This is a genomic window from Streptomyces nojiriensis, from assembly GCF_017639205.1.
Taxonomy (GTDB): domain Bacteria; phylum Actinomycetota; class Actinomycetes; order Streptomycetales; family Streptomycetaceae; genus Streptomyces; species Streptomyces nojiriensis.
Map to the genome: position 1 here is coordinate 8686430 of NZ_CP071139.1, position 19090 is coordinate 8705519.

The window sequence follows — 19090 nt, forward strand, 5'->3', positions numbered from 1 at the left end:
TCCTCTGAGCCGTTCTCCGAGCCGTCCCCCGCGCAGGCGTCTCAGCCCGGCGCCACGGCCCCGCCGCCCGCGCGGATCGCCGCGAGGGCGGCGGCGTGCAGCGCGGCCGGGTCGCCCCGGTGGGCCCGGGGGCTGCCCGTGAGCGTGTACCACTCGTCGGCGTCCTCGTACTGGACATCGAACCGGACCAGGCCCCCGGACGCCTCGGTGCTGCGCAGGATCAGGGGACCGGTGATCACGCCGACCTCGTCGGTCATGGCGCCGCCCGGCCCGGCGAGCACCTCGTCCTGCCACCGGTGCGGCCGCGTCATGAGGCGCAGGTGTCCAGCATCGTGGTGAGCATCTTCTTCTCCGGTTCGGTGACGGTCAGTCCGTACGTGGATTTCACGGTCGTCCAGGCCCGCCCGTACTGGCACCAGCTCGCCTTGTCCGGCGGCTGCCACAGGTCGGGGCTCTGGTCGCCCTTGGAACGGTTCGAGGCCGCGGTCACGGCCAGCAGCTGAGGATGGGTCAGGTCGTTGGCGAAGGCCTTGCGCCGCGCGGAGTCCCAGCCGGCCGCGCCGGAGCGCCAGCCCTCGGCGAGCGGCACCATGTGGTCGATGTCCATCTTCCCCGCGTCCGTGACGACCGCCCCGTCGTAGAGGCTCTTCCAGTTGCCGGCCACGGCCCTGCACTCGGCGTCCTGGGTGACCTCGGTGCCGTCGCGCTTGAGGACCACCTCGCGGGTGTCGCACTTGTTGCCCTGCTGCGCCCAGTGCGTGAACTTGTCCCGGCTGTAGCCGGCCATCGTGCCGACCGGGGCCACCACGAGCGCCGCCAACTGGGTCCGCGCCACGGCCGCGCTGACCATACCGGGCAGTACGTCCCCACCGGCCGGTTTGGCGTCGCCGCCCGGTGCGTCCGGCGACTTCGGCGCCGCCGCGGACGGCGAGCCCGCGGGCGCGGACGCCTTCGGGTCCCCGCCGCCCGGCGCGGCGGGACCGGAGCACCCGGTGGCGGCGGCCAGCAGCAGCACCAGCACCGCACCCGGCACACGTATCTGACGTCCCATAACCCCACCCCGAGCCGGTACCGCTCCGCACGCTGTCCCGCGAACACTACCCAGAACCGGACAATCAACCTACCGAGGGCCCTCCGGCGGGCGTTGTCAGTGGCTCTCGCTAGTCTCCCGGCATACCGCAGCTCAGGGGGGTCGGCTCCCCCCTGTCAGGGCTGCGCGGAACCGGACAGGACAGGCGGAGGGGCACGGTCTGATGGCATGGCTGGCGGCGGGCGAGGGGTACGAGATCGCCCTGGTGGAGGGACGGGTGGCGGCGAGGTCCGCCACCGGGCGGACGGCGGGACGGCAGTTGAAGACACTGCCCAAGGCCCTGAAGGACCATCCCGAGGTGGACCGGCTGCGCAGGCTGGCCGAATGGCTCGACCGGCACGAGGCGGCCTGCGCCGCACAGGTCGACGGCTGGATGGTCTCCTCGCTGCCGGTGCCGACCGAACTGCTCGCCCGGGTCTGGCCGGACGAGGCCTGGCAGAGCGCCCTGCGCGATGTGGCCGTGGTCGGCGACGACCCCGACGAGGTGGGCTTCCTGCGGGACGCCACCGCCTCCGGTGAGCTGAAGGTGGTCAACCTCGACGGCGAGACCGTCCGGCTCTCCCCCCGTACGGTGACCCTGCCGCACCCCGTGCTGCTGCCCGACCTCGACGACGTACGGGACTTCGCGGCCGAGCTGGGCATCGTGCAGCGGGTCGAGCAGATCCACCGGGCCACCTGGCTCAAGCCCGCCGAGGTCGCCGCCACCGCCACCGAGGTCCGCGACTACGCGGGCGGCGCCTTCCCCACCCGCTTCAGCCTCGCCGCCCGGGCCACGAGCCTCGGCTACCGGGTCTCCGGCGGCTACGCCACCTGCAGGGTCCGGGACTCCGGGACCGGCACCGAGGCCGCCGTGTGGATCGGCGAACCCTATTACGACGACGAGACGACGACCGGCGCGCTGAGCTGGCACGACGAGGACGGCCGGGCGGTACGCCTGACCGAGGTCGGACCGGTGGCCTGGTCCGAAGGCATGCGGATGGCCGCGGCGCTGTACGCCGGGCGCAAGATCGAGGAGGGCGGGGACGCGTGAGCACCAACCAGGAAGACACCAGGATGAACAAGGCCGAACTGCTGCTCAAGGCCGGTGCCGTACTGCCGCGGGACACCACCGGCGCCGGCCCCGACGTCGTGGAACTGACCGCGCGCGCCTACCGCCACCCGGGCCTCGCCGACGACCGCGTCGTGGTCCGGCTCGCTCCCGGCGAACTGGGCGCGGCCGAGGACCTCGCCGCCGGCTTCCTCGGACTCGTACGCGAGGAGGGCGAGCCGCCCGTCGTCGGGCTGAGCAAGCGCCAGGCGCTCGGCTTCCCCGAATGGGTCCTCGTGCACCACCCCGAGGACGGCCACCACGCCCTCGCCGTCGTGCCCGAACTGGACCGGATCGCCCGGCAGGCCAAGACCAAGCCCAAGGCCGCCCTCGACGCCTGCCTCGAACTCGCCGGCCGCCTCGCCGTGGCCGTCCCGCACTTCCTGCCCCTCTTCCACGAGCAGGCCGCGCGGCTCTTCCTCGCCGTCGAGAACACCACCTACGCCGCCCAGCTGTTCGGGCGGGCCCGGGACGCCGAGGCCCAGTACGGGCTGGCCGTCGACGAGGACCGCCTCGACGCCGTCTTCCTCGAATTCGCCCTCGTCGGCGCCCTGCCGGTGAAGGTCCTCACCGGCTACGGCAAGGCCCTCGCCGGCCGCGTCACCCCCGCCGAGGCCTACGTGCGCTTCCGCCGCCTGTGCGTACGCCGCACCGCCGGCGGGCTGCCGCCCTCCGCCCAGGCCGCCGCCGAACTGCGCCGCCTCGCCCGCGCCGCAGGTCTGACCGGCACCGAACCCGAGCAGGACTACCTCGCCGAACTGCTGCCCCTGCCCGCCACCCTGCGCGCCGCGCTCGGCTGGTGGAAGGCACACCGCGGCGCCCTCGTGGCGCTCGCCCGCCGCGTTCCCGCCGTCCGCGGCACGCTCCTCGGGCTGAACCCGTCCAGTGGCGACGCGGGCGAGTTCACCACCCTGTGGCTGGAGATCCTGGAGGAGGCAGGCGCCACCGCCGGCCTCACCGACGGGGACCTGCCCGCCGAGCAGCGCTGCGCCGACGGCACGGCCGGCTGGCTGGAGCGCTTCCACGCCGCCCGCCACTCCGGCTGGGGCCGGCGCCCCGCGCTCCCGCTCCTCCTCGGCCTCGTCGAACGGTGCGCCGGGCAACTGCGCACCGAACTCGCCCGGCCCGAACGGGAAGCGGGCCTGCGGATCGGCGTCGAGGACGCCGACCTCCTCGACCTGCTGCTCGCCCTGGACGTCCCGGTCGCCGACCCCGAGGCCGGGAGCGAGCACCGCCGGCACCGGTACGACCACCTGAACCTGTCCGAGTGGGCCGGCCGCGACGAGCGCCGCGACCTGCTCGCCCTCGCCGCCGACGAGCGCTTCCACCCCGCCTTCCGGCGCGCGCTGAGCAACCTGAGCGACGGCTGCGCCGACGTGGTCCGGTGCGTCGCCGCCTCGCCCGGCGGCCGCCCGCTGCTGGCCGAATGGATGCGCGACGTCGCCCTCGCCTCCACCGCCGCCGGCCTGCCCGGGGTCCCCGAGGCCATCGCACGGCTGAGCTGGCTGCCCACCGAAGCACTGGAACTCGCCCCCGAGGAGGTGGCTGCCGCCGCGGCCGCGGACCTCGCCGAAACCCTCGCCCGCACCCTGCGCGGCGGTCTCTTCGAGGAACTGGCCTGGCCCTCCTGGGAGGAGGCCCTCGCCGAACTGAGCCCCGGTCAGGGCCGGGAGGCCCTGACCGTGACGGAGGCCTGGCCGTACCTGATCGTCGCCAACCAGACCCAGGTCCGGGTCATCGACGCCGACTCCACCGTCCTCACCCACGACCTGCGGGTACCGACCGGGACCTCGTACAACCACGGCTTCCACTACGTCGACGGCGAACTGCTCGTCTTCTGGTCCTCCTGGAGCAGCAACGGGACACAGGGCTACTGGCACCACTCGCCCGGCACCGTCCTCACCCTGGACACCGACCGCAGCCACTGGTCGCTGCGCAGCGACCACCTCTCCCTGCCGCTCCCCGGCGGCGGGCGCGCCACCGGCGGCGGAGTCCTGCACCGCGGCGACACGAAGCTGCCGGACGAGCGGCCCCTGCTGTCCGACGGCACCTCGTACTGGGTGTGGCACCGGCGCGACGCGGAGAACGACATCGGCTGGGTCGAGTACGACCCCGCAGGCGGGACCTACGGTCGCTCCTCCCTGCCCGCGTTCTTCGCCGACGCGCTGCGCACCGACCCGGACACCGGCCGCCGCGGCGGGTCCTCCAACCGGCTGCGGCCGGCGCCCACCGTGGCCGGCTCGGTACTCGGCGAGCCCGCCGACGGCCTGCTCGGCTGGCGCACCGTATGGGTCCGCGGCCAGGGCTGGGAGGGCACCGACACCTCCGGCCGCACCGTCGCCGTGCCCGAGGGCCGAGAGGCGCCCGTCGCCGCCCTCACCTTCCCCGGTGACGACCGGCCCCGCGCGCTGTCCCAGCACTGGCAGGAGCTGAGCATCACCGACCCGGACGGTGTGGTCACCGCCAAGTCGCGCGACGGCCACCGCCGGCGCTCCGCCTTCGGCACGGGCAGCGTGGACCTTCCGCCGCTGTCGCACTGGTACGCCCTGCGCCCCCGCGACACCGAGGCCTCGGCCGTCCTGCGCGCCGCCGACCGGGAGACCGTGGCCGCACTGCTCAAGACGGCCGCCGCGGCCGACAAGGCCGCCGACCTGCCCGAGCTGGTGAGCGCGGCCCTGCCGAAGATCACCGCCCCCAAGATCATCGGCGGCATCGTCGAGGTCCTCCGCTTCACCCTCACCCAGCAGAAGGCCCTGGACGCGATCGCCTCCCGGCTCCACCCGGACGACACCCCCGTCGAGGAGCGCGAACAGGGTCCCGCCGACCGGCTGATCGCCGACGCGCTCAGCGGTCTCATCGGCTCCGGCTACTACCGCTGGGGCGGTGAGAGCGACGCCGCCCACCACACGCTGAGCGAACTCGGCGCCGCCCGCACACGGACCGACGACGTCCCGGTGCCCGGCCTGCTGCACTTCGACACGCCCGCACTGCCGTACTGGTCCTTCACGTGGACCCCGCTGCTGGACCAGCCCGCGGCCGTCGCCTACCGCGCCGTCACCGCCGCGCCCACCGACGAGCAGCGCGAGGGGCTGCTCACCCTGCTCGGCACGGTCGACGCCCTCGGCCTGGCCTCGGCCGAAGGCTCCGCGGACCGCTGGCGCCGGGTCCTGCTCCGCCTCGACCGGCAGCACCTGCTCACCGCGGACGGCGAACGCAACGTCCACCACCGCAGCCTGCTGCCGCTGGGCGGCGGAGCCGTCCTCGCGCTGACCGAGCACAGCGAATCCGTACCCGAAGGCCACGAGTTCGGTGCCCTGCTGTACGACCCCACGGGCCGGTTCACCGTCCCCGGCCCCTACACCGTCCGCGGCGACGCCCCGCTCGGCGACCGCGAACGCGGCGCCGACTGGCTGACCGCGTTCCTCGGGGCGGCCGCCGAGCACGGGCCCGCGCCCTTCCGCCCCGAAGCCGCGGAGGAGTTCGCCCGGCTCACCGGAGTGTCCGGGACCCTCGCCCGCCTGGTGGTCGCCGGACTCCCGGGCGTCGACAGCTACGAACGCAACTTCCTGACCCCCGAACTGCGCACCGCCCTCGGCGTCAAGGCCACCGACGCCGCCTACGCCCGCGACGAGCTCAAGAACCTCGACACCGAGCTGCGGCGCGCCGTCGTCGGGGCCCTGCTCCCCGCCGACCCGGCGAAGCTGTGGAGCGAGGGACCCGACGTCGTCGCCGCCGCGGAGCTCTGGAACCGGCGCGTGGGCCGTCGTACCCCCGTCCCCGACTGGCTCGCCACGGAAGCCGCGCGCGCCGTGGGCGGCAGCTGGCCCGCGCACCGCGCCCTGGCCGCGCTGCTCGACCCGGCCGCCTCGCGCGAGCTCTCCGTCGACGTCGCCTGGACGGTGAAGGGCGACCACGTGGAGCCCGCCGAGCCGGCCACCGACCCCTTCACCGGGTCCGTCCTGACCGGAACCCTGGCCATGGCGTCCTGGCTGGCCCACCGGCTGCCCGCGGGCGACTCCGTACGAGCGGCCCTGCCGCCCGTACTGACCGCCGTACGGCAGCGGCTCGCCGCACCCGAACTGCTCCTGGAGATCGGGCACTACACCAGCCTGCCCGACTTCCGGAAGGCGGCCGGCACGCCGACCGAGACCGGCGAGGGCTACGAGCGCTACGGCGCCGTCGTCATGGCCACCCACGACGACCAGCCCAAGCCCGCCCTGCGCCCGGCCCTGCTCGACTCCACCGGCTCCGACCCGTACCTGCCTGCGCTGCGCGGCGAGGACCAGCGGCCCTCCGCCGCCGAGACGGCGCTGCGCACCGCCCACGACCCGCGCTTCGCCGCGCTGCTCGCCGATCCGGGCGCCCCGGCGGCCGGCACGACGGACGCGGACGGCACCTGGTGGCCGCAGGACCCGAGCCGCTCCGTCCCCGAACTGGTCGAGGAGGCGAGCGCCCGGCACGGCCTGGGCGCCGACGCGGCCACCCTCTACCTCATGCTGCTCGCCATGCCCGACCCCACCGACCGCAACACGGCGCGGTGGACCGGCTGGAAGCCGGCCCGCCTCAAGGCCGCCCGCGCCGAACTGTCCGCCACCGAACTGGTGGTGACGGCCGGCCGCAGCCGGGCCGGGCGCTCGCTCTTCCTGCCGGGCGGCTGGGCCGACATGCCCTCCCCGACGCTGCCGGTGGAGCAGTGGAAGCTCCCCATGTACGGCCTGGGCGCCGGCGGCCGGCCCCCGCTGGGCGTGCTCGTCCCCGCCGAACCCGCCGCGGAGCTCTACCGCGGGGCCTGGCAGCGGGTCCAGGAGGGCGACCTGCCGCGCTTCGAGGAGCTCAAGGTGAAGCGCACCCGCGCCCGCCGCCGCTGAACCGGCCGTCCCGGGCCGCCGCGGCGCCGAAAGGCGTCCGGGCCGTCTGGGCCGTCCGGGCCGTCCGGGATTCCCGTACGGCGCGGCGCACCTGCCCGCAGGTGCGCCGCGCCCCCCGCACCACCTCCCGCCACACATTCCAGAGGAACCGATGACCGTCACCGAAGACACCGCCCCCGCCGCCCGGCAGGTGCTGCCCGCCGAGGAACGCCACGCCGCCGAGCTCGCCTTCCTCGCGGCCCAGGACCCCGGCCCCCGCCCGCCCGGCTGGGCCCTGACCCCGCGCGCCGTCGTCACCTTCGTCTGCGGCAGCGACGGAGCCGAGCTGGCACTGCCGGGGCGCCGCCGCGCCGGACTCCCCGCCAAGCTGGTCATCGCGCCCAAGTTCGTCGGCGAACGCGCCCTCGTGGAGCGCTGCGTCGTCACCCTGGCCGGAGAGCGCGGCCTGCTCCTCACCGGCGAGCCCGGCACCGCCAAGTCGATGCTGTCCGAGCTGCTGGCGGCCGCCGTCAGCGGCACCAGCGCCCTCACCGTGCAGGGCACGGCCGGCACCACCGAGGACGCGTTCCGCTACGGCTGGAACTACGCGCTGCTGCTCGCGCAGGGCCCCACCTCGCAGGCCCTGGTCGACTCCCCGGTGCTCTCCGCCATGCGCACCGGCCGCGTCGTCCGCGTCGAGGAGATCACCCGCTGCCTGCCCGAGGTGCAGGACGCGCTGGTGTCGATCCTGTCCGACCGGCGGCTCAGCGTGCCCGAACTGACCGCCACCGAGGACGCGGTGGTCTCCGCGGCCCCCGGGTTCACCGTCATCGCCACCGCCAACCTGCGCGACCGCGGCGTATCGGAGATGTCCGCCGCCCTCAAGCGGCGCTTCAACTTCGAGACCGTCGCCCCGATCGCGGACGCGGACGCGGAGGCCACCCTGATCCGCCGCCAGGCGGTGGCCGCCGTCCAGCGGGCCGGCGCCGCCTTCGGGGTCGACGATGCCGTGCTCGACGCGCTCGTCACCGTCTTCCGCGACCTGCGCTCCGGCCGCTCCGCCGAGGGCTGGGACGTGGAACGGCCCGGCACGGTCATGTCCACCGCCGAAGCCGTCCAGGTGGCGGCCTCGCTCGGGGTCGCCGCCGCGTACCTCCCGGGCGGGGACGTGCTGGACCTGCTGCCGGGGCACCTGCTGGGCGTCGTACGCAAGGACGACCCGGCCGACCACGGACGGCTGCTGGGGTACTGGGACGGGCCGGTCCGGCGCCGCGCCGAGGACGGCTCGCCGATGTGGCGCCGCCTCTGGGACCTGCGCGGGAGCCTGCGTTGACGCACACCGACCCGCGCACCGCGGTCGACGCCCTCGCCGCGGCCCGCGAGCCCTACCTCATCGGGGTGCGCCACCACAGCCCGGCGCTGGCGGCGGTGGTACCGGCCCTGCTGGACGCCTCGGGCGCCGACGCGGTGTGCGTCGAGCTCCCGGCGGAGTTCCAGCCCTGGCTGGAGCACCTCGCCGACCCGGAGACCGTCGCCCCGGTCGCCCTCGCGGGCACGGGGGAGGACGGCCGCCTGGCGTTCTACCCGTTCGCGGACTTCTCCCCGGAACTGGCGGCGATCCGCTGGGCCCGTGCGGCCGGCGCGGCCGTCATCTGCTGCGACCTCCCCCTGTCGGACCGCGGCTGGACCGAACCGGCCGCGCCGCCCCCGGGCCCGCTCCCGGCCGCGGCCCCCGGCTCGGCCCCCGCCCCGACCGGGGCGCCGGACCGTACCCAGGCCCCGGCGTTGGGCCAGGCCTCGGGCACGGCCCAGGACCGGGCCACGGCCCCTGGCGGTGGGTCCTTCGCGGACGCTCTGACCGCCGCCGGTACGGGGCGCGACGGTGACGACATGTGGGACCGGGCCGTCGAGGTCCTCGCGCCGGGGTGCTCCCCGGAGGCGGTACGCCGTGCGGCACTCGGCGTCGGCTGGGCGCTGCGCGCGGACACCGGCGCCGTCCCGGCCACGGACCTGGCCCGCGAGGCCCACATGCGGAGCGTCATCGCCGACGCGGTAGCCGCAGGCCACCGTGTGGCGGCGGTGATCGGGGCGTTCCACGCCCCGGTCCTCCCGGGCACGGCCGCCGGCGGCTCGCCGGCCGAGCCCGGCTCCGGTACGGCCTCCGGCCTCGGTTCCCACTCGGACACCGCCCCAAGCGGCGGCTCCGACCCCGGTTCCGGTGACGCGGTCGGCCCGGACCCTGGCTGCGGCTCCGGTCACGCTTCCGACGCGGACTCCGGCCACGAGCCTGCCTCCGCACACCACACGGGCACTGGCGACGGCCAGACCTCTCCCATCGGCTCCGGCCACGCCTCCGCCTCCGGCGCCGGCACGGGCTCCGCCTCCGGCGCCGGCACGGGCTCCGTCTCCGTCTCCGGCGCCGGCACGGGCTCCGCCTCCGGCGCCGGCACGGGCTCCGCCTCCGGCGCCGGCACGGGCTCCGCCTCCGTCTCCGGCGCCGGCACGGGCTCCGCCTCCGGCGCCGGCACGGGCTCCGTCTCCGTCTCCGGCACCGTCTCCGTCTCCGTCTCCGGCACCGGCACCGGGACCGGCACCGCCTCCGGCACCGGCACCGGGACCGGCACCGGCACCGGCTCCGGCTCCGGCTCCGGCACTGGCTCCGGCTCCGGCGCCGGCACCGCCTCCGCCTCCGACGCGGACTCCGGCCACGAGCCTGGCTCCGCACACGGCACCGGCACCGGTAGCGACGCCGGTTCGGGATCCGGCCACGGCTCCGGCTCCGACGCAGTCACTGCCCTGGGGCCGAACCCGGTCGTCCCGGGCCCCCGGCACGGCGGAGCCGCCGCCGCCGGGACGCCGGCCGTCACCTCCTTCGTGCCGTACTCCTTCGACCTGCTCGACTCCCGTTCCGGGTACCCCGCCGGGATCCGGGACCCCCGCTGGCAGCAGGCCGTCCTCGAGGCCGGCGGTGACCCCGACCGGGTCCGCGAGGCCGCCTCCGTCGCCGTCACCGGGCTCTGCCGGGAACTGCGCCGCGCCGGGCACACCGCGGGCACCGGCGAGGCCGCCGAGACCCTGCGGCTCGCCTGCGACCTCGCCACCCTGCGCGCGCTGCCCGCGCCCGGCCGCGGCGAGCTCCTCGAAGCCGTCACCACCGTCCTCGGCCAGGGCGAACCGCTCGGCCGCGGCCGGGCGCTGGCCCGCGCCCTCGAGGCCGTGCTCGTCGGCACCGCCCGCGGCCGGATCACCCCGCACGCCCCCCGTTCCGGACTCGGCCCCTCCGTCGAGGCCGAACTCGCCGCCCTGCGGCTGCCGTCCCCCGAGGAGCCCGCGCCCCGCGAGATCCGCCTCGACCCGCTCCGCTCCGCCCTCGACGGCCGCCGCGAGGTGCTGCTGCAGCGGCTCCTCGTGTGCGGCGCCTCCTACGGGGAGCCCCTCACCGTCGCAGCCACCGGCGACGGCACCGCCCTCGGCACCAAGTGGCGGCTGTCCTGGACGCCTTCCGTCCCGGCCCGGCTGGACCTCGCCGGGGTGCGCGGAGTCACCGCCGCCCAGGCGGCCGCCGGCACGCTGCGGGACACCGCCCGCCGCGCCGCCGCCGACGGCGGGCCGACTCCGGCGCAGATCCTCGCCGGACTGGCCGCCGCCGCGCGGTGCGATCTGCCCGAGCTGGTCGACGTACGCCTCCACGAGGCGGCCACCGCCCTGCCGCAGACCGCCACCCTGCCCGAACTCCTCGACGCCCTCGACCTCCTGGAGGCCCTCCACCGCGGCCACCTGCCGGGCACCTCCGACGCCTCCCGGGCAGCCGCGGCCACCCTCGCGGGCGACCTCCTCGAAGCGGCCGTGCGCTGCCTGCCCGGCCTCGCCGGGAGCGAGGACCCCGCCGACGCGGCCGCCCTCGTGGCACTCGCCGACCGCGCCGCCGCCCATCACCTGGGCCTGCGCACGGACGACGCCCTCGCCGCCCTGGCCGCCACCGCGGCGCCGATGATGCAGGGCGCGGCCCTGGCCGTACGGGTCCTGCTCGACCTCGACCCGGCCGCCGAACTCGGCGGCCGCGCCGCCGGATGGATCGACGCCGCGGGCACCGCCGACAGCCGGCGCGCCCTGACCCGGCGGCTCGGCGGACTCCTCACCGCAGCCGGGCCCCTGCTGCAGTCCTCCCCGGCCGCCCTCACTCCGCTCCTCGACCGCGTCGAGCACCTCGCCGACCAGGACTTCCTCGACCGGCTCCCGGCACTGCGCGGCGGCTTCGACGCCCTGTCGCCCGCCGCCCGCGACCGGCTGCTCGACACCGTCACCGAGCGCCTCGGCGACCGGATCGACCTCGCGCTCGACGCGTCTCCCGCCCTGCTCGCGCTCTGGGCCGCGGCCGACGCGGCCGGACTCGCCGCCCTCAAGGCCCTCCCGCTGCCCGGAACGGAAACGCCGACGCCGACGCCGACTGCGGCTGAGGCCGCGGCCGCGGCCGCCGAGGCGCCGGCAACCCCGCGCTCGCCGGCCCCCCGGGCCGACGGACAGCGGCTCGCCCCCGCCGACCGCTGGCGGCTGCTGCTCGGCCGTGAGCGGGACCGGCTCCCCGCCGGCGCCCGCCGCTACGCCCACGCGCTGGACGAGCTGTACGGAGCGGGGCGCGGCGAAGGCGCCTCCGACCTCGACCTCGGCCAGGGGCGCGGCCAGGGCGGCGGCCAGGAGGCCTCCTTCCCCACCGCCCGGGAGTGGTCGCAGGAGCTGGAGGCGCTGTTCGGCGCCGACGTACGGGAGGAGGTGCTGGCGGGAGCGGCCGAAGCGGGCCGCACCGACGTCCTCACCCAGCTCGATCCGGCGGCCGTACGGCCCTCGGTGGAACTGCTGAGCTCCGTACTCTCCCTCGCCGGCGGGCTGCCGGAGGCCCAACTCGCGCGGTTGCGCCCCCTGGTCAGGCGGCTCGTCGACGAACTCGCCAAGGAGCTCGCCACCCGGCTGCGTCCGGCCCTCTCCGGCCTCGCCACCCCGCGTCCCACGCGGCGGCCCGGCGGCAAGCTCGACCTGGCCCGCACCCTGCGCGCCAACCTCGCGCACACCCGGCGCCGGACCGACGGCAGCGTGGTCGTCGTCCCGGAGCGGCCCGTCTTCAGCACCCGGGCGAGCCGCGAGGCCGACTGGCGGCTGATCCTGGTCGTCGACGTCTCCGGCTCGATGGAGGCCTCCGTCATCTGGTCGGCGCTGACCGCGGCCGTGCTGGGCGGCGTACCGACCCTGTCCACCCACTTCCTCGCCTTCTCCACCCAGGTGGTGGACCTCACCGACCGGGTCGAGGACCCGCTCTCCCTGCTGCTGGAGGTCCGCGTCGGCGGCGGCACGCACATCGCCGCCGGTCTCGCGCACGCCCGCTCCCTGATCACCGTGCCGAGCCGCACCCTCGTCGTCGTGGTCAGCGACTTCGAGGAAGGCGCGCCGATCGGCGGGCTCCTCGGCGAGGTCCGCGCGCTGGCCGCCTCCGGCGCCCACCTGCTGGGCTGCGCCGCGCTCGACGACGAGGGGACGCCCCGGTACTCGGTCCCGGTCGCGCGGCAACTCGTGGCGGCCGGGATGCCGGTGGCCGCCCTCAGTCCCCTCGCCCTCGCCCGCTGGGTGGGCGACCGCCTCCGTGGAGAGTCCCGTTGAGCACCGAACTGCCGCCCGTCGCCCCCGAGGTGCTCGCCGAAGCCGTCGAGGACCTCACGCCCCGCCTGCGCAAGAAGCTGGACGCCGCCACCGAGGGCTGCGCGGCGGGCGCCGTCCTCACGGCCGACGGTACCGTCACCCTCCGCTTCGGCGAGGACGCCCTCGTCACCCTGAGCCCCGGTCCGGCAGGCACGATCACCACGGCGGACCAGGCCGCGTGCAGCTGCCTGCTGGCACCCCGCTGCCTGCACCGGGCCGCTGCCCTGGGCGCGGCCCCGCTCGCGGACACCCCGCCGGAGCCGGTCGCGGCGGCGGAGCCCGGCGGGCCCGCCGCGCCTGCCGAGCCCGCCGCGCCCGCCGGACCGACCGAGCCCACCAAGCCCACCGAGCCCACCAAGCCCACCGGGTCCACAGAAACCACCGGGCCGGCGGATCCCCTCGAGTCCGCTCCGGCCCTCACCGAGGCCCAACGGCGCGCCGCCGGCGCCCTCTGGCACGTGGCCGCCGAAGCGCTCGCCGCCGGGGTCACCGCCGGGGGAGCGGTGGTCCAGGCCGAGTTGCTGCGCGCCGCCCACACCGCCCGCCTCGCCGGGCTGCCGCGCGCCGAGGCGGCCGCCCTACGGGTCGTACGCGGCCTGCGCGCCGCCCGCGAACGCCGGGCCGGCCAGCGGCTCGGCGACCTCACCGGGGCCTTCCGCGAGCTCCTCCACACCGCCGGGACGCTGGCCTCGGGCTCGGCCGACCCCGCGCTGACCGGCACCACCCGGCGCGCCTACGCACCCGGCGGCAGCCTCCAGGTGCACGGCCTGTGCCGGGAACCCGTCCTCTCCGCCACCGGATACGGCGGAGTGGTCACCCACCTGCTGTCCCCGGACGGCACCCCCTACTCGGTCTCCGACGTCCGGCCCGGCGGCCTGGCCCGTGCCCGCGGCGCCGGTTCGGCCTCGGTGGCCCTCGGTGGCGCCACCCTCGACCACGCCGGCCTCGCCCGCGGTGGCCTGCGCATCGTCGGCGCGACCGTCTCCGCGGAAGGGCGGCTGGGCGCCGGACGCGGGGTCAGGGCGACCCCGCTGCCCGGGACCGCCTGGACCGAACAGCCCGCCGCGCGGCTCTTCGCCCGGCCGGCCGCCGAGGCCGTTGCCGAGCTGCTCGCCGCCCCGGACGCAGCCGAGTCCGCGCTGCTCGGCTGCGACGTCACGGTCGTCGGCGCGGCCGGCGAACACCTCCTGGTGCGCGAGACGCGCCCGGACGCGCCGCTGCTGCGGCTGGTGCCCGCGCATCCCCACCCGGAGCTGGCGCACACGGAGAACCTGCGCCGCATCGCCTCGTACCCCGGGCTCCTGCTGCGCGTCCTGGGCCGCCCCGACCTGGACCGCACCGCCACGCTGCGCCCCCTGGCCGTGGGCCCGGTGCCGGGCGCGGAGCACACGCTGCGGCTGCCCGAGGAATGGCTGGGCCGCGCCGACCTCGGCTACGACCGCCTCCAGGGTGCGCACTTCCCGCAGGGGGCCGCCGCCCCCGTACCGCTCCCGGCGGCCGAGGGCCCGGACCCGCTGGCGGACTCCCCGCTGTGGCGGGTGCGCCGCCTCCTGGAGACCGGGGTCGCCGGTGGCCGCCGCGCCGTCGCCGAGGCGGCCCGTGGCACGGACTCCCTGGCCGCAGCCTCGTACGGCCCGCTGCGCCGGGCCGGGCTCACCGGGGCCGCGGACCTGGCCGCCGCGCTGGCCGCCGAGGCCGACCGCCGTCCCCGCGACGTCTTCGGCCGGCTGGCCGACGCCTCGCCCGACGGCTACGCCTGGGCCTGGCTGGCCGCGGCCACCCACCTGGCGGCGGCGGAACGCTGCTTGATCGCCGCGTCCTGGGCGGCGACCCCGGGCGCCGCCGCCCCGGTCAGCGGGCGGTGACGGCCGGGGTCAGGCTGCGGGCCAGGAGGTCCAGGGCAGCCGTGACCTCGCGGACGGTGTCCGGGTCCGGGGCGGTTCCGTCGGGACCGGTCAGCGCCGCGGTGAGAGCGTCGTCGATGGTGGTGGCCCGGACCTCGGCGACGCGGGCGGAGGGTTTGGCGGCTTGCCGGATGAGCCGGCGGCGCCGGTCGGCGGGGTCGGGCTCCGTGTCGACGGAGCCCGCCTGCTCCAGCCGGGCGACGGCCGTGGAGACCTGACTCTGCGGCAGGCCCGTCCGCGCGGCGATCTCGCCGACCGTGGTCCCGGGATGGGCGACGACATCGCCGAGGACGACGACCACCGAGCGGACCGACCCCGGCGGTCCCGACTCCGGCTGGGGCATCGCCTGTTCGCCGATCTTCATGAGGGCGCGTCCCAGGAGGAACGCTTCGACTCCGTTCATGGGCAGCAGAGTACATCTGAATCGATGCATCTATCTTGATGCATCGATTCAGATGGATTACTGTCGTGTCGTCAGCCGGAAAGACCGGTGACACCTCAGCTAGGGGGACCCGCCATGCCCACGAACGCCGCTTCCGCCGCCGCCGCCGTCACCCGCACCCTCGCCGTCCCGGGCGCCACCCTGCACTTCCAGGTGGCGGGTCGCGGCCCCGTCCTCCTCCTCTCCCAGAGCGGCGAGGGCGACGCGGACCGCACGGTCGACCTCGTCCCGCACCTGACCGACACCTTCACGGTCGTCACGTACGACCGCCGCGGCCTGTCGCGCAGCACCCTCGACGACCCCGCCGGGCCCGTCACCATGGCCGAACACGCGGACGACGTCGCCCGGCTCCTCGCCGAGGTCACCGACGGTCCGGCGCTGATGGCCGGGTTCAGCATGGGCGCCGCGATCGGCCTCCAGGCCGTGGCCCGCCACCCGGGCCTGCTGAGCACCCTGATCGCGCACGAGCCCGTGATGCCGAACCTGCTGGCCGGGGCGGACCGCGCGGAGCACCTCGCCGAGCTGACGGCCATCCAGGACGTCCACGCGGCCGGGGGCCTGCCGGCGGCGTTCCCGGCGATCGCCCGGCACCTGGGCATCGACCCGTCGCACGACGAGACCGAGGACGGCCTCACCCCCCAGCCGATGACCCCGCGCCGCCAGGCCAACTTCGGCTTCTTCATCGGAACGGAGTTCACGGCCGTCACCACGGACGCCCTGGACCCGGCAGGCCCGGTACGGGCCGCGGCGCGAGCCGGCACGAGGATCATCGCGGCGACGGGGCGGACGACCCGGCCGACGGTCCACACCTACCGCTGCGCGCTGGCGCTGGCGGAGCGACTGGGCACCGAGCCGGTCGAGTTCCCGGGCGGCCACAACGGCAACACGGCGTTCCCCCGGGCGACGGCACAGACGCTGAAGACGCTCCTCGGCCGGTGAACTCCCGGCGTGGTGCCGATCGGCGGCTACCGCGAGCGCAACCAGTCCCGCAGCACGCCGAGGTCGGCCCCGGTCAGGCCCCGTCCCGGATCGACCCGGTGCAGGAGCGCACGGCCGGGATGGCGGGCGGCCACCCAGGCCCGGTCGGCGCCGGTGATCTCGTCGTCGACCCAGATGAAGGGCCGCCCGGCGGCGTGGTCGAGCAGCGCGGGGGTCTTCCAGTGGATCCCGCCCCGCCCGTCCTCCTCGGAGGGCTCCGGCCAGACCACCACGGGCAGCTCCGGCAGGCCGAGCCGCGGCGCGACGCACTCGTTGGCCTCCGCCATCCAGGTCGTGGCCCACACCAGCTCGCAGGGCAGCGCCGCCAGCCGGGGCCCGAGCGCGGGATCGACCCGGGCGAGCAGGGGATGGGCCCCGTCGTCGTCCTCGGCGGCCGGGTACGGGCCGGCCCCGAAGGGAATGAGTGGTCCGTCGACATCGAGGTAGAGCAGGGGGAGGGCCATGGAACCGGTCATACGGCCACCGTAGTCCTCCCGGCCACGGGAAACGATCTTGACGTGGTGGGCGCCGGCGTCGACGCGGTTCCACTTCCGGGCCTGGCGCCGTTGCACCACCACCGCTGGACGACCTGCCCGTTGTACGGGTTGCTCTGCGGGATGTCGAGAAGCGGAGGACGTCCCGCGACGGCAAGGGGCGAACCCGTGTGAGGCGGATCGCGACCGCGAGGTGGAACCCGGGCCGCCGCGATCGCCTCTTGCTGACCAAAGGGGGGATGGACATGACCAAGACAGCGGTGTCCGTGACCGGGCGGCTTGTGGTGGCGGGGCTGCTGTGCGCCGCCCTGGCGGCCTGCGGGACCACACGGGCGGGAGAGGCCGCGCCGCCCGCGGGCGTATCCACGCTCGCCACGGCGGAGTGCGATCTCGACGTGCCGACGGACCAGGAGACGGGCGGGTACGCGGGTCCGCCCACCGATCAGGAGACGGGTGGGTACGCAGGCCCGCCCACCGATCAGGAGACGGGTGGGTACGCGGGTCCGCCCACGGACCAGGAGACGGGTGGGTACGTGGGCCCGCCGACCGACGGTCAGATGGCCAACGGCGGTGGCCCTTGCGGCCCGGCGGACTGGTTCGACATGACCCGCGACTTCACCGCCTACTACGTGAATCACGAGGCCGACGACGGGTACGCGAACTCCGAGGTGATCAAGGAGGTCCGCGTCCGCAAGGTGCGCACGGTCGGCGAGGCCAGGATCACCTTCACCACCGAGGAAGTGGGCAAGAGCCGGGGCGACGCCGCTCGCGCGATCGCCACGTTGTTCGCCGCCTGGCGGCACGAGGTCTACGGGGACTCGGGCACGGTGACGCTCCAGACCGCGACGGGCGGGCGGCTGAACGTCACCGAGCGCTGGTGACCCCGGGCCACCGCGCGTCCCAGAGCGCGCAGTGGTGCTCCGCCCGTGCGTCCACCGTACGGATCCCGCCCGCCCCCGGCGCCAGCGACAGCACCGAGGCCGGGGTCCGGTCGCGCGGCCACCGCGGTGCTCCCGGCGCCGCCGGAACGCCCGTGCGGGCGAAGGCGGTCCAGTAGCCGGTCATCCGGTCCGCGAGCTGCCGCTGCGGTCCGCTCAGCGGCGCGATCGTGAACAGGTAGGGCAGTTCGAAGCCGTGGGCCGCGCCGTACGGCAGGTCCGGCGGCTGGGGCAGGCCCGTGAAGTCGGGCGCGCCCCGGTCGCTGAACCGGTACGTGTACACCGGCACGTGCCGGCCCAGCGCCGCGCCGTCCCGCAGCGTCGGGCAGACGAACGACACGTCGGTCAGTACGGTGGCCCACGCCACCGCCGGGGTCGCGAAGGCGGACACCGGATAGTCGGCCTCCACCGCGCGGGCGGTCGGCGCGTCGAAGGACAGCTCCAGCCGGGCCCGGTAGGCGGCCCCGTCGGGGATCGGATACGCCGCCAGGGTCTGCGCGAGGAAGAGGCGCATCTCGTCCCGGGTGGTGCCCTGGACGACCGGCACCCGGTGGAACCGGCCGGCCTCCAGTGCCCGCCGGGGCTCCAGCGGCAGCACGCCGTTGCCGTAGGGGACCAGCGAGAAGCGCTGCATCAGTTCGGCCGTCACCAGGGTGTCCGTGTCCAGCCCGCGCAGGCAGTCCAGCACCCCGCCGGGCCGGTCGCAGCCGAGCCGGGCCGCCACCAGGGCGCCGTCCGCGACCGTGCGCCGCTCCGGCACGAAGGGCTCGTACGTCCCGAGGCCGGGCAGCAGGGACCGCGGCGGTGTCGTGGTCGAGCACGATCCGCTCTGCACGATCGCCCGGTGGAACAGGCCCGCCGAGGCGGGGGAGGTGAGGTGCGCGCAGACGCTGAGGGCCCCCGCCGATTCGCCGAAGACGGTGACGTTGCCCGGGTCCGCGCCGAAGCGCGCCGCGTTCGCCCGCACCCACAGCAGTGCCGCCCGCTGGTCCGCGAGGGCGAAACCGGGCGCCCCGCCGAGCTCCGGATGGCCGAACAGGCCGAAGACGCCCAGCCGGTAGTTCACGGTCACCACCACGACGCCGCCCCGCGTGGCCAGCCGGTCGGGCCGGTACGCGTCGCCCGAGCCGCTGAAGAAGCCGCCGCCGTGGAACCAGACCATGACGGGCCGCCCCCGGCCCCCGGCGGCGGCCCGGCCCGCCGGAGCGGTGACGTTGAGGTACAGGCAGTCCTCCGAGCCGGTCGGCCCGCCCGGCCCGATCGCGGGCAGCTGCACGCAGCGCGAACCGGGCGCCCCGGCATCGCGCACGCCCTCCCAGCGCGGCGCCGGCTCCGGCAGCCGCCAGCGCAGCCGACCGGTCGGGGGAGCGGCGAAGGGGATCCCCTCGAAGGTGTCGTACGCGCCGTGCCCCAGACCGCGCACCGGACCCCGGTCGGTCTCCACGACGGGCCGGTCCGGCCCGGGTGCGGCGCCCAGCAGCGGCAACACGACGGACAGCAAGGCGATGAGCAGCAGCAGGGCCCGTCGGCGGCGGGACCGGCGAAAGTCGGTCACGGCCGACGCCCTTTCCCCTTCAGGGCCGAATGGAGACCCCCGTTCGCCCGCCCCGAATGGCGCAGTG

At 76.4% G+C, this 19090-nt stretch carries 12 protein-coding genes; 7 read left to right on the forward strand and 5 right to left on the reverse strand.

The window, feature by feature from the left end:
* Positions 1-41 precede the first annotated feature (41 nt).
* Together JYK04_RS39290 and JYK04_RS39295 are read right to left on the reverse strand one after the other, a co-directional pair.
* The gene (locus JYK04_RS39290; RefSeq protein WP_189744755.1) at positions 42-311 is read right to left on the reverse strand and encodes a hypothetical protein; all 270 of its coding nucleotides are present in this window, start codon (positions 309-311) and stop codon (positions 42-44) included.
* Positions 308-1051 carry an HNH endonuclease family protein gene (locus tag JYK04_RS39295; protein ID WP_229876676.1) on the reverse strand — a complete coding sequence of 248 codons (744 nt, stop codon included), beginning with the start codon at positions 1049-1051 and terminating at the stop codon, positions 308-310. Before JYK04_RS39295 ends, JYK04_RS39290 begins: the two co-directional genes overlap by 4 nt.
* A 202-nt stretch (positions 1052-1253) precedes the next feature.
* Here JYK04_RS39295 and JYK04_RS39300 point away from each other — a divergent pair, with 202 nt between their 5' ends.
* From JYK04_RS39300 to JYK04_RS39325, 5 genes are all read left to right on the forward strand, one after another.
* Positions 1254-2120, forward strand: coding sequence for a DUF4132 domain-containing protein (locus JYK04_RS39300; RefSeq protein WP_189744757.1), 867 nt, complete (start codon positions 1254-1256; stop codon positions 2118-2120).
* A gap of 23 nt (positions 2121-2143) precedes the next feature.
* The gene (locus JYK04_RS39305; RefSeq protein WP_189745035.1) at positions 2144-7045 is read left to right on the forward strand and encodes a DNA-binding protein; all 4902 of its coding nucleotides are present in this window, start codon (positions 2144-2146) and stop codon (positions 7043-7045) included.
* 151 nt (positions 7046-7196) lie between these two features.
* Positions 7197-8357: an ATP-binding protein gene (locus JYK04_RS39310; protein ID WP_189744759.1), complete on the forward strand. Its 1161-nt coding sequence runs from the start codon at positions 7197-7199 to the stop codon at positions 8355-8357.
* Positions 8354-12673 (forward strand): DUF5682 family protein, encoded by a 4320-nt coding sequence (locus JYK04_RS41715; protein ID WP_229876678.1) that lies wholly within the window; start codon positions 8354-8356, stop codon positions 12671-12673. The genes JYK04_RS39310 and JYK04_RS41715 overlap by 4 nt, the downstream gene beginning before the upstream one ends.
* Positions 12670-14577: an SWIM zinc finger family protein gene (locus tag JYK04_RS39325; RefSeq protein WP_189744761.1), complete on the forward strand. Its 1908-nt coding sequence runs from the start codon at positions 12670-12672 to the stop codon at positions 14575-14577. Before JYK04_RS41715 ends, JYK04_RS39325 begins: the two co-directional genes overlap by 4 nt.
* On the opposite strand, the gene JYK04_RS39330 is transcribed toward JYK04_RS39325, so the two are convergent.
* Positions 14564-15019: a MarR family transcriptional regulator gene (locus JYK04_RS39330; protein WP_189744763.1), complete on the reverse strand. Its 456-nt coding sequence runs from the start codon at positions 15017-15019 to the stop codon at positions 14564-14566. The two genes, JYK04_RS39325 and JYK04_RS39330, sit on opposite strands and share 14 nt — an antisense overlap.
* Positions 15020-15133: 114 nt before the next feature.
* On the opposite strand from JYK04_RS39330, the gene JYK04_RS39335 reads away from it, so the two are divergent.
* A complete protein-coding gene (locus JYK04_RS39335; RefSeq protein ID WP_189744765.1) occupies positions 15134-15997 on the forward strand; it encodes an alpha/beta fold hydrolase in 864 nt (287 codons plus the stop codon).
* Between the two features lie 26 nt (positions 15998-16023).
* On the opposite strand, the gene JYK04_RS39340 is transcribed toward JYK04_RS39335, so the two are convergent.
* Complete coding sequence (locus JYK04_RS39340; RefSeq protein WP_189744767.1) at positions 16024-16512, reverse strand: HAD domain-containing protein; 489 nt, start codon at positions 16510-16512, stop codon at positions 16024-16026.
* A 263-nt stretch (positions 16513-16775) separates the two neighbouring features.
* Between JYK04_RS39340 and JYK04_RS39345 the strand changes: the two genes are divergently transcribed.
* Positions 16776-17411, forward strand: coding sequence for a hypothetical protein (locus tag JYK04_RS39345; protein WP_189744768.1), 636 nt, complete (start codon positions 16776-16778; stop codon positions 17409-17411).
* Here the strand turns inward: JYK04_RS39345 and JYK04_RS39350 are convergent.
* Positions 17395-19023 carry a carboxylesterase/lipase family protein gene (locus JYK04_RS39350; protein WP_229876681.1) on the reverse strand — a complete coding sequence of 543 codons (1629 nt, stop codon included), beginning with the start codon at positions 19021-19023 and terminating at the stop codon, positions 17395-17397. The genes JYK04_RS39345 and JYK04_RS39350 overlap by 17 nt on opposite strands.
* Between the last annotated feature and the right edge of the window lie 67 nt (positions 19024-19090).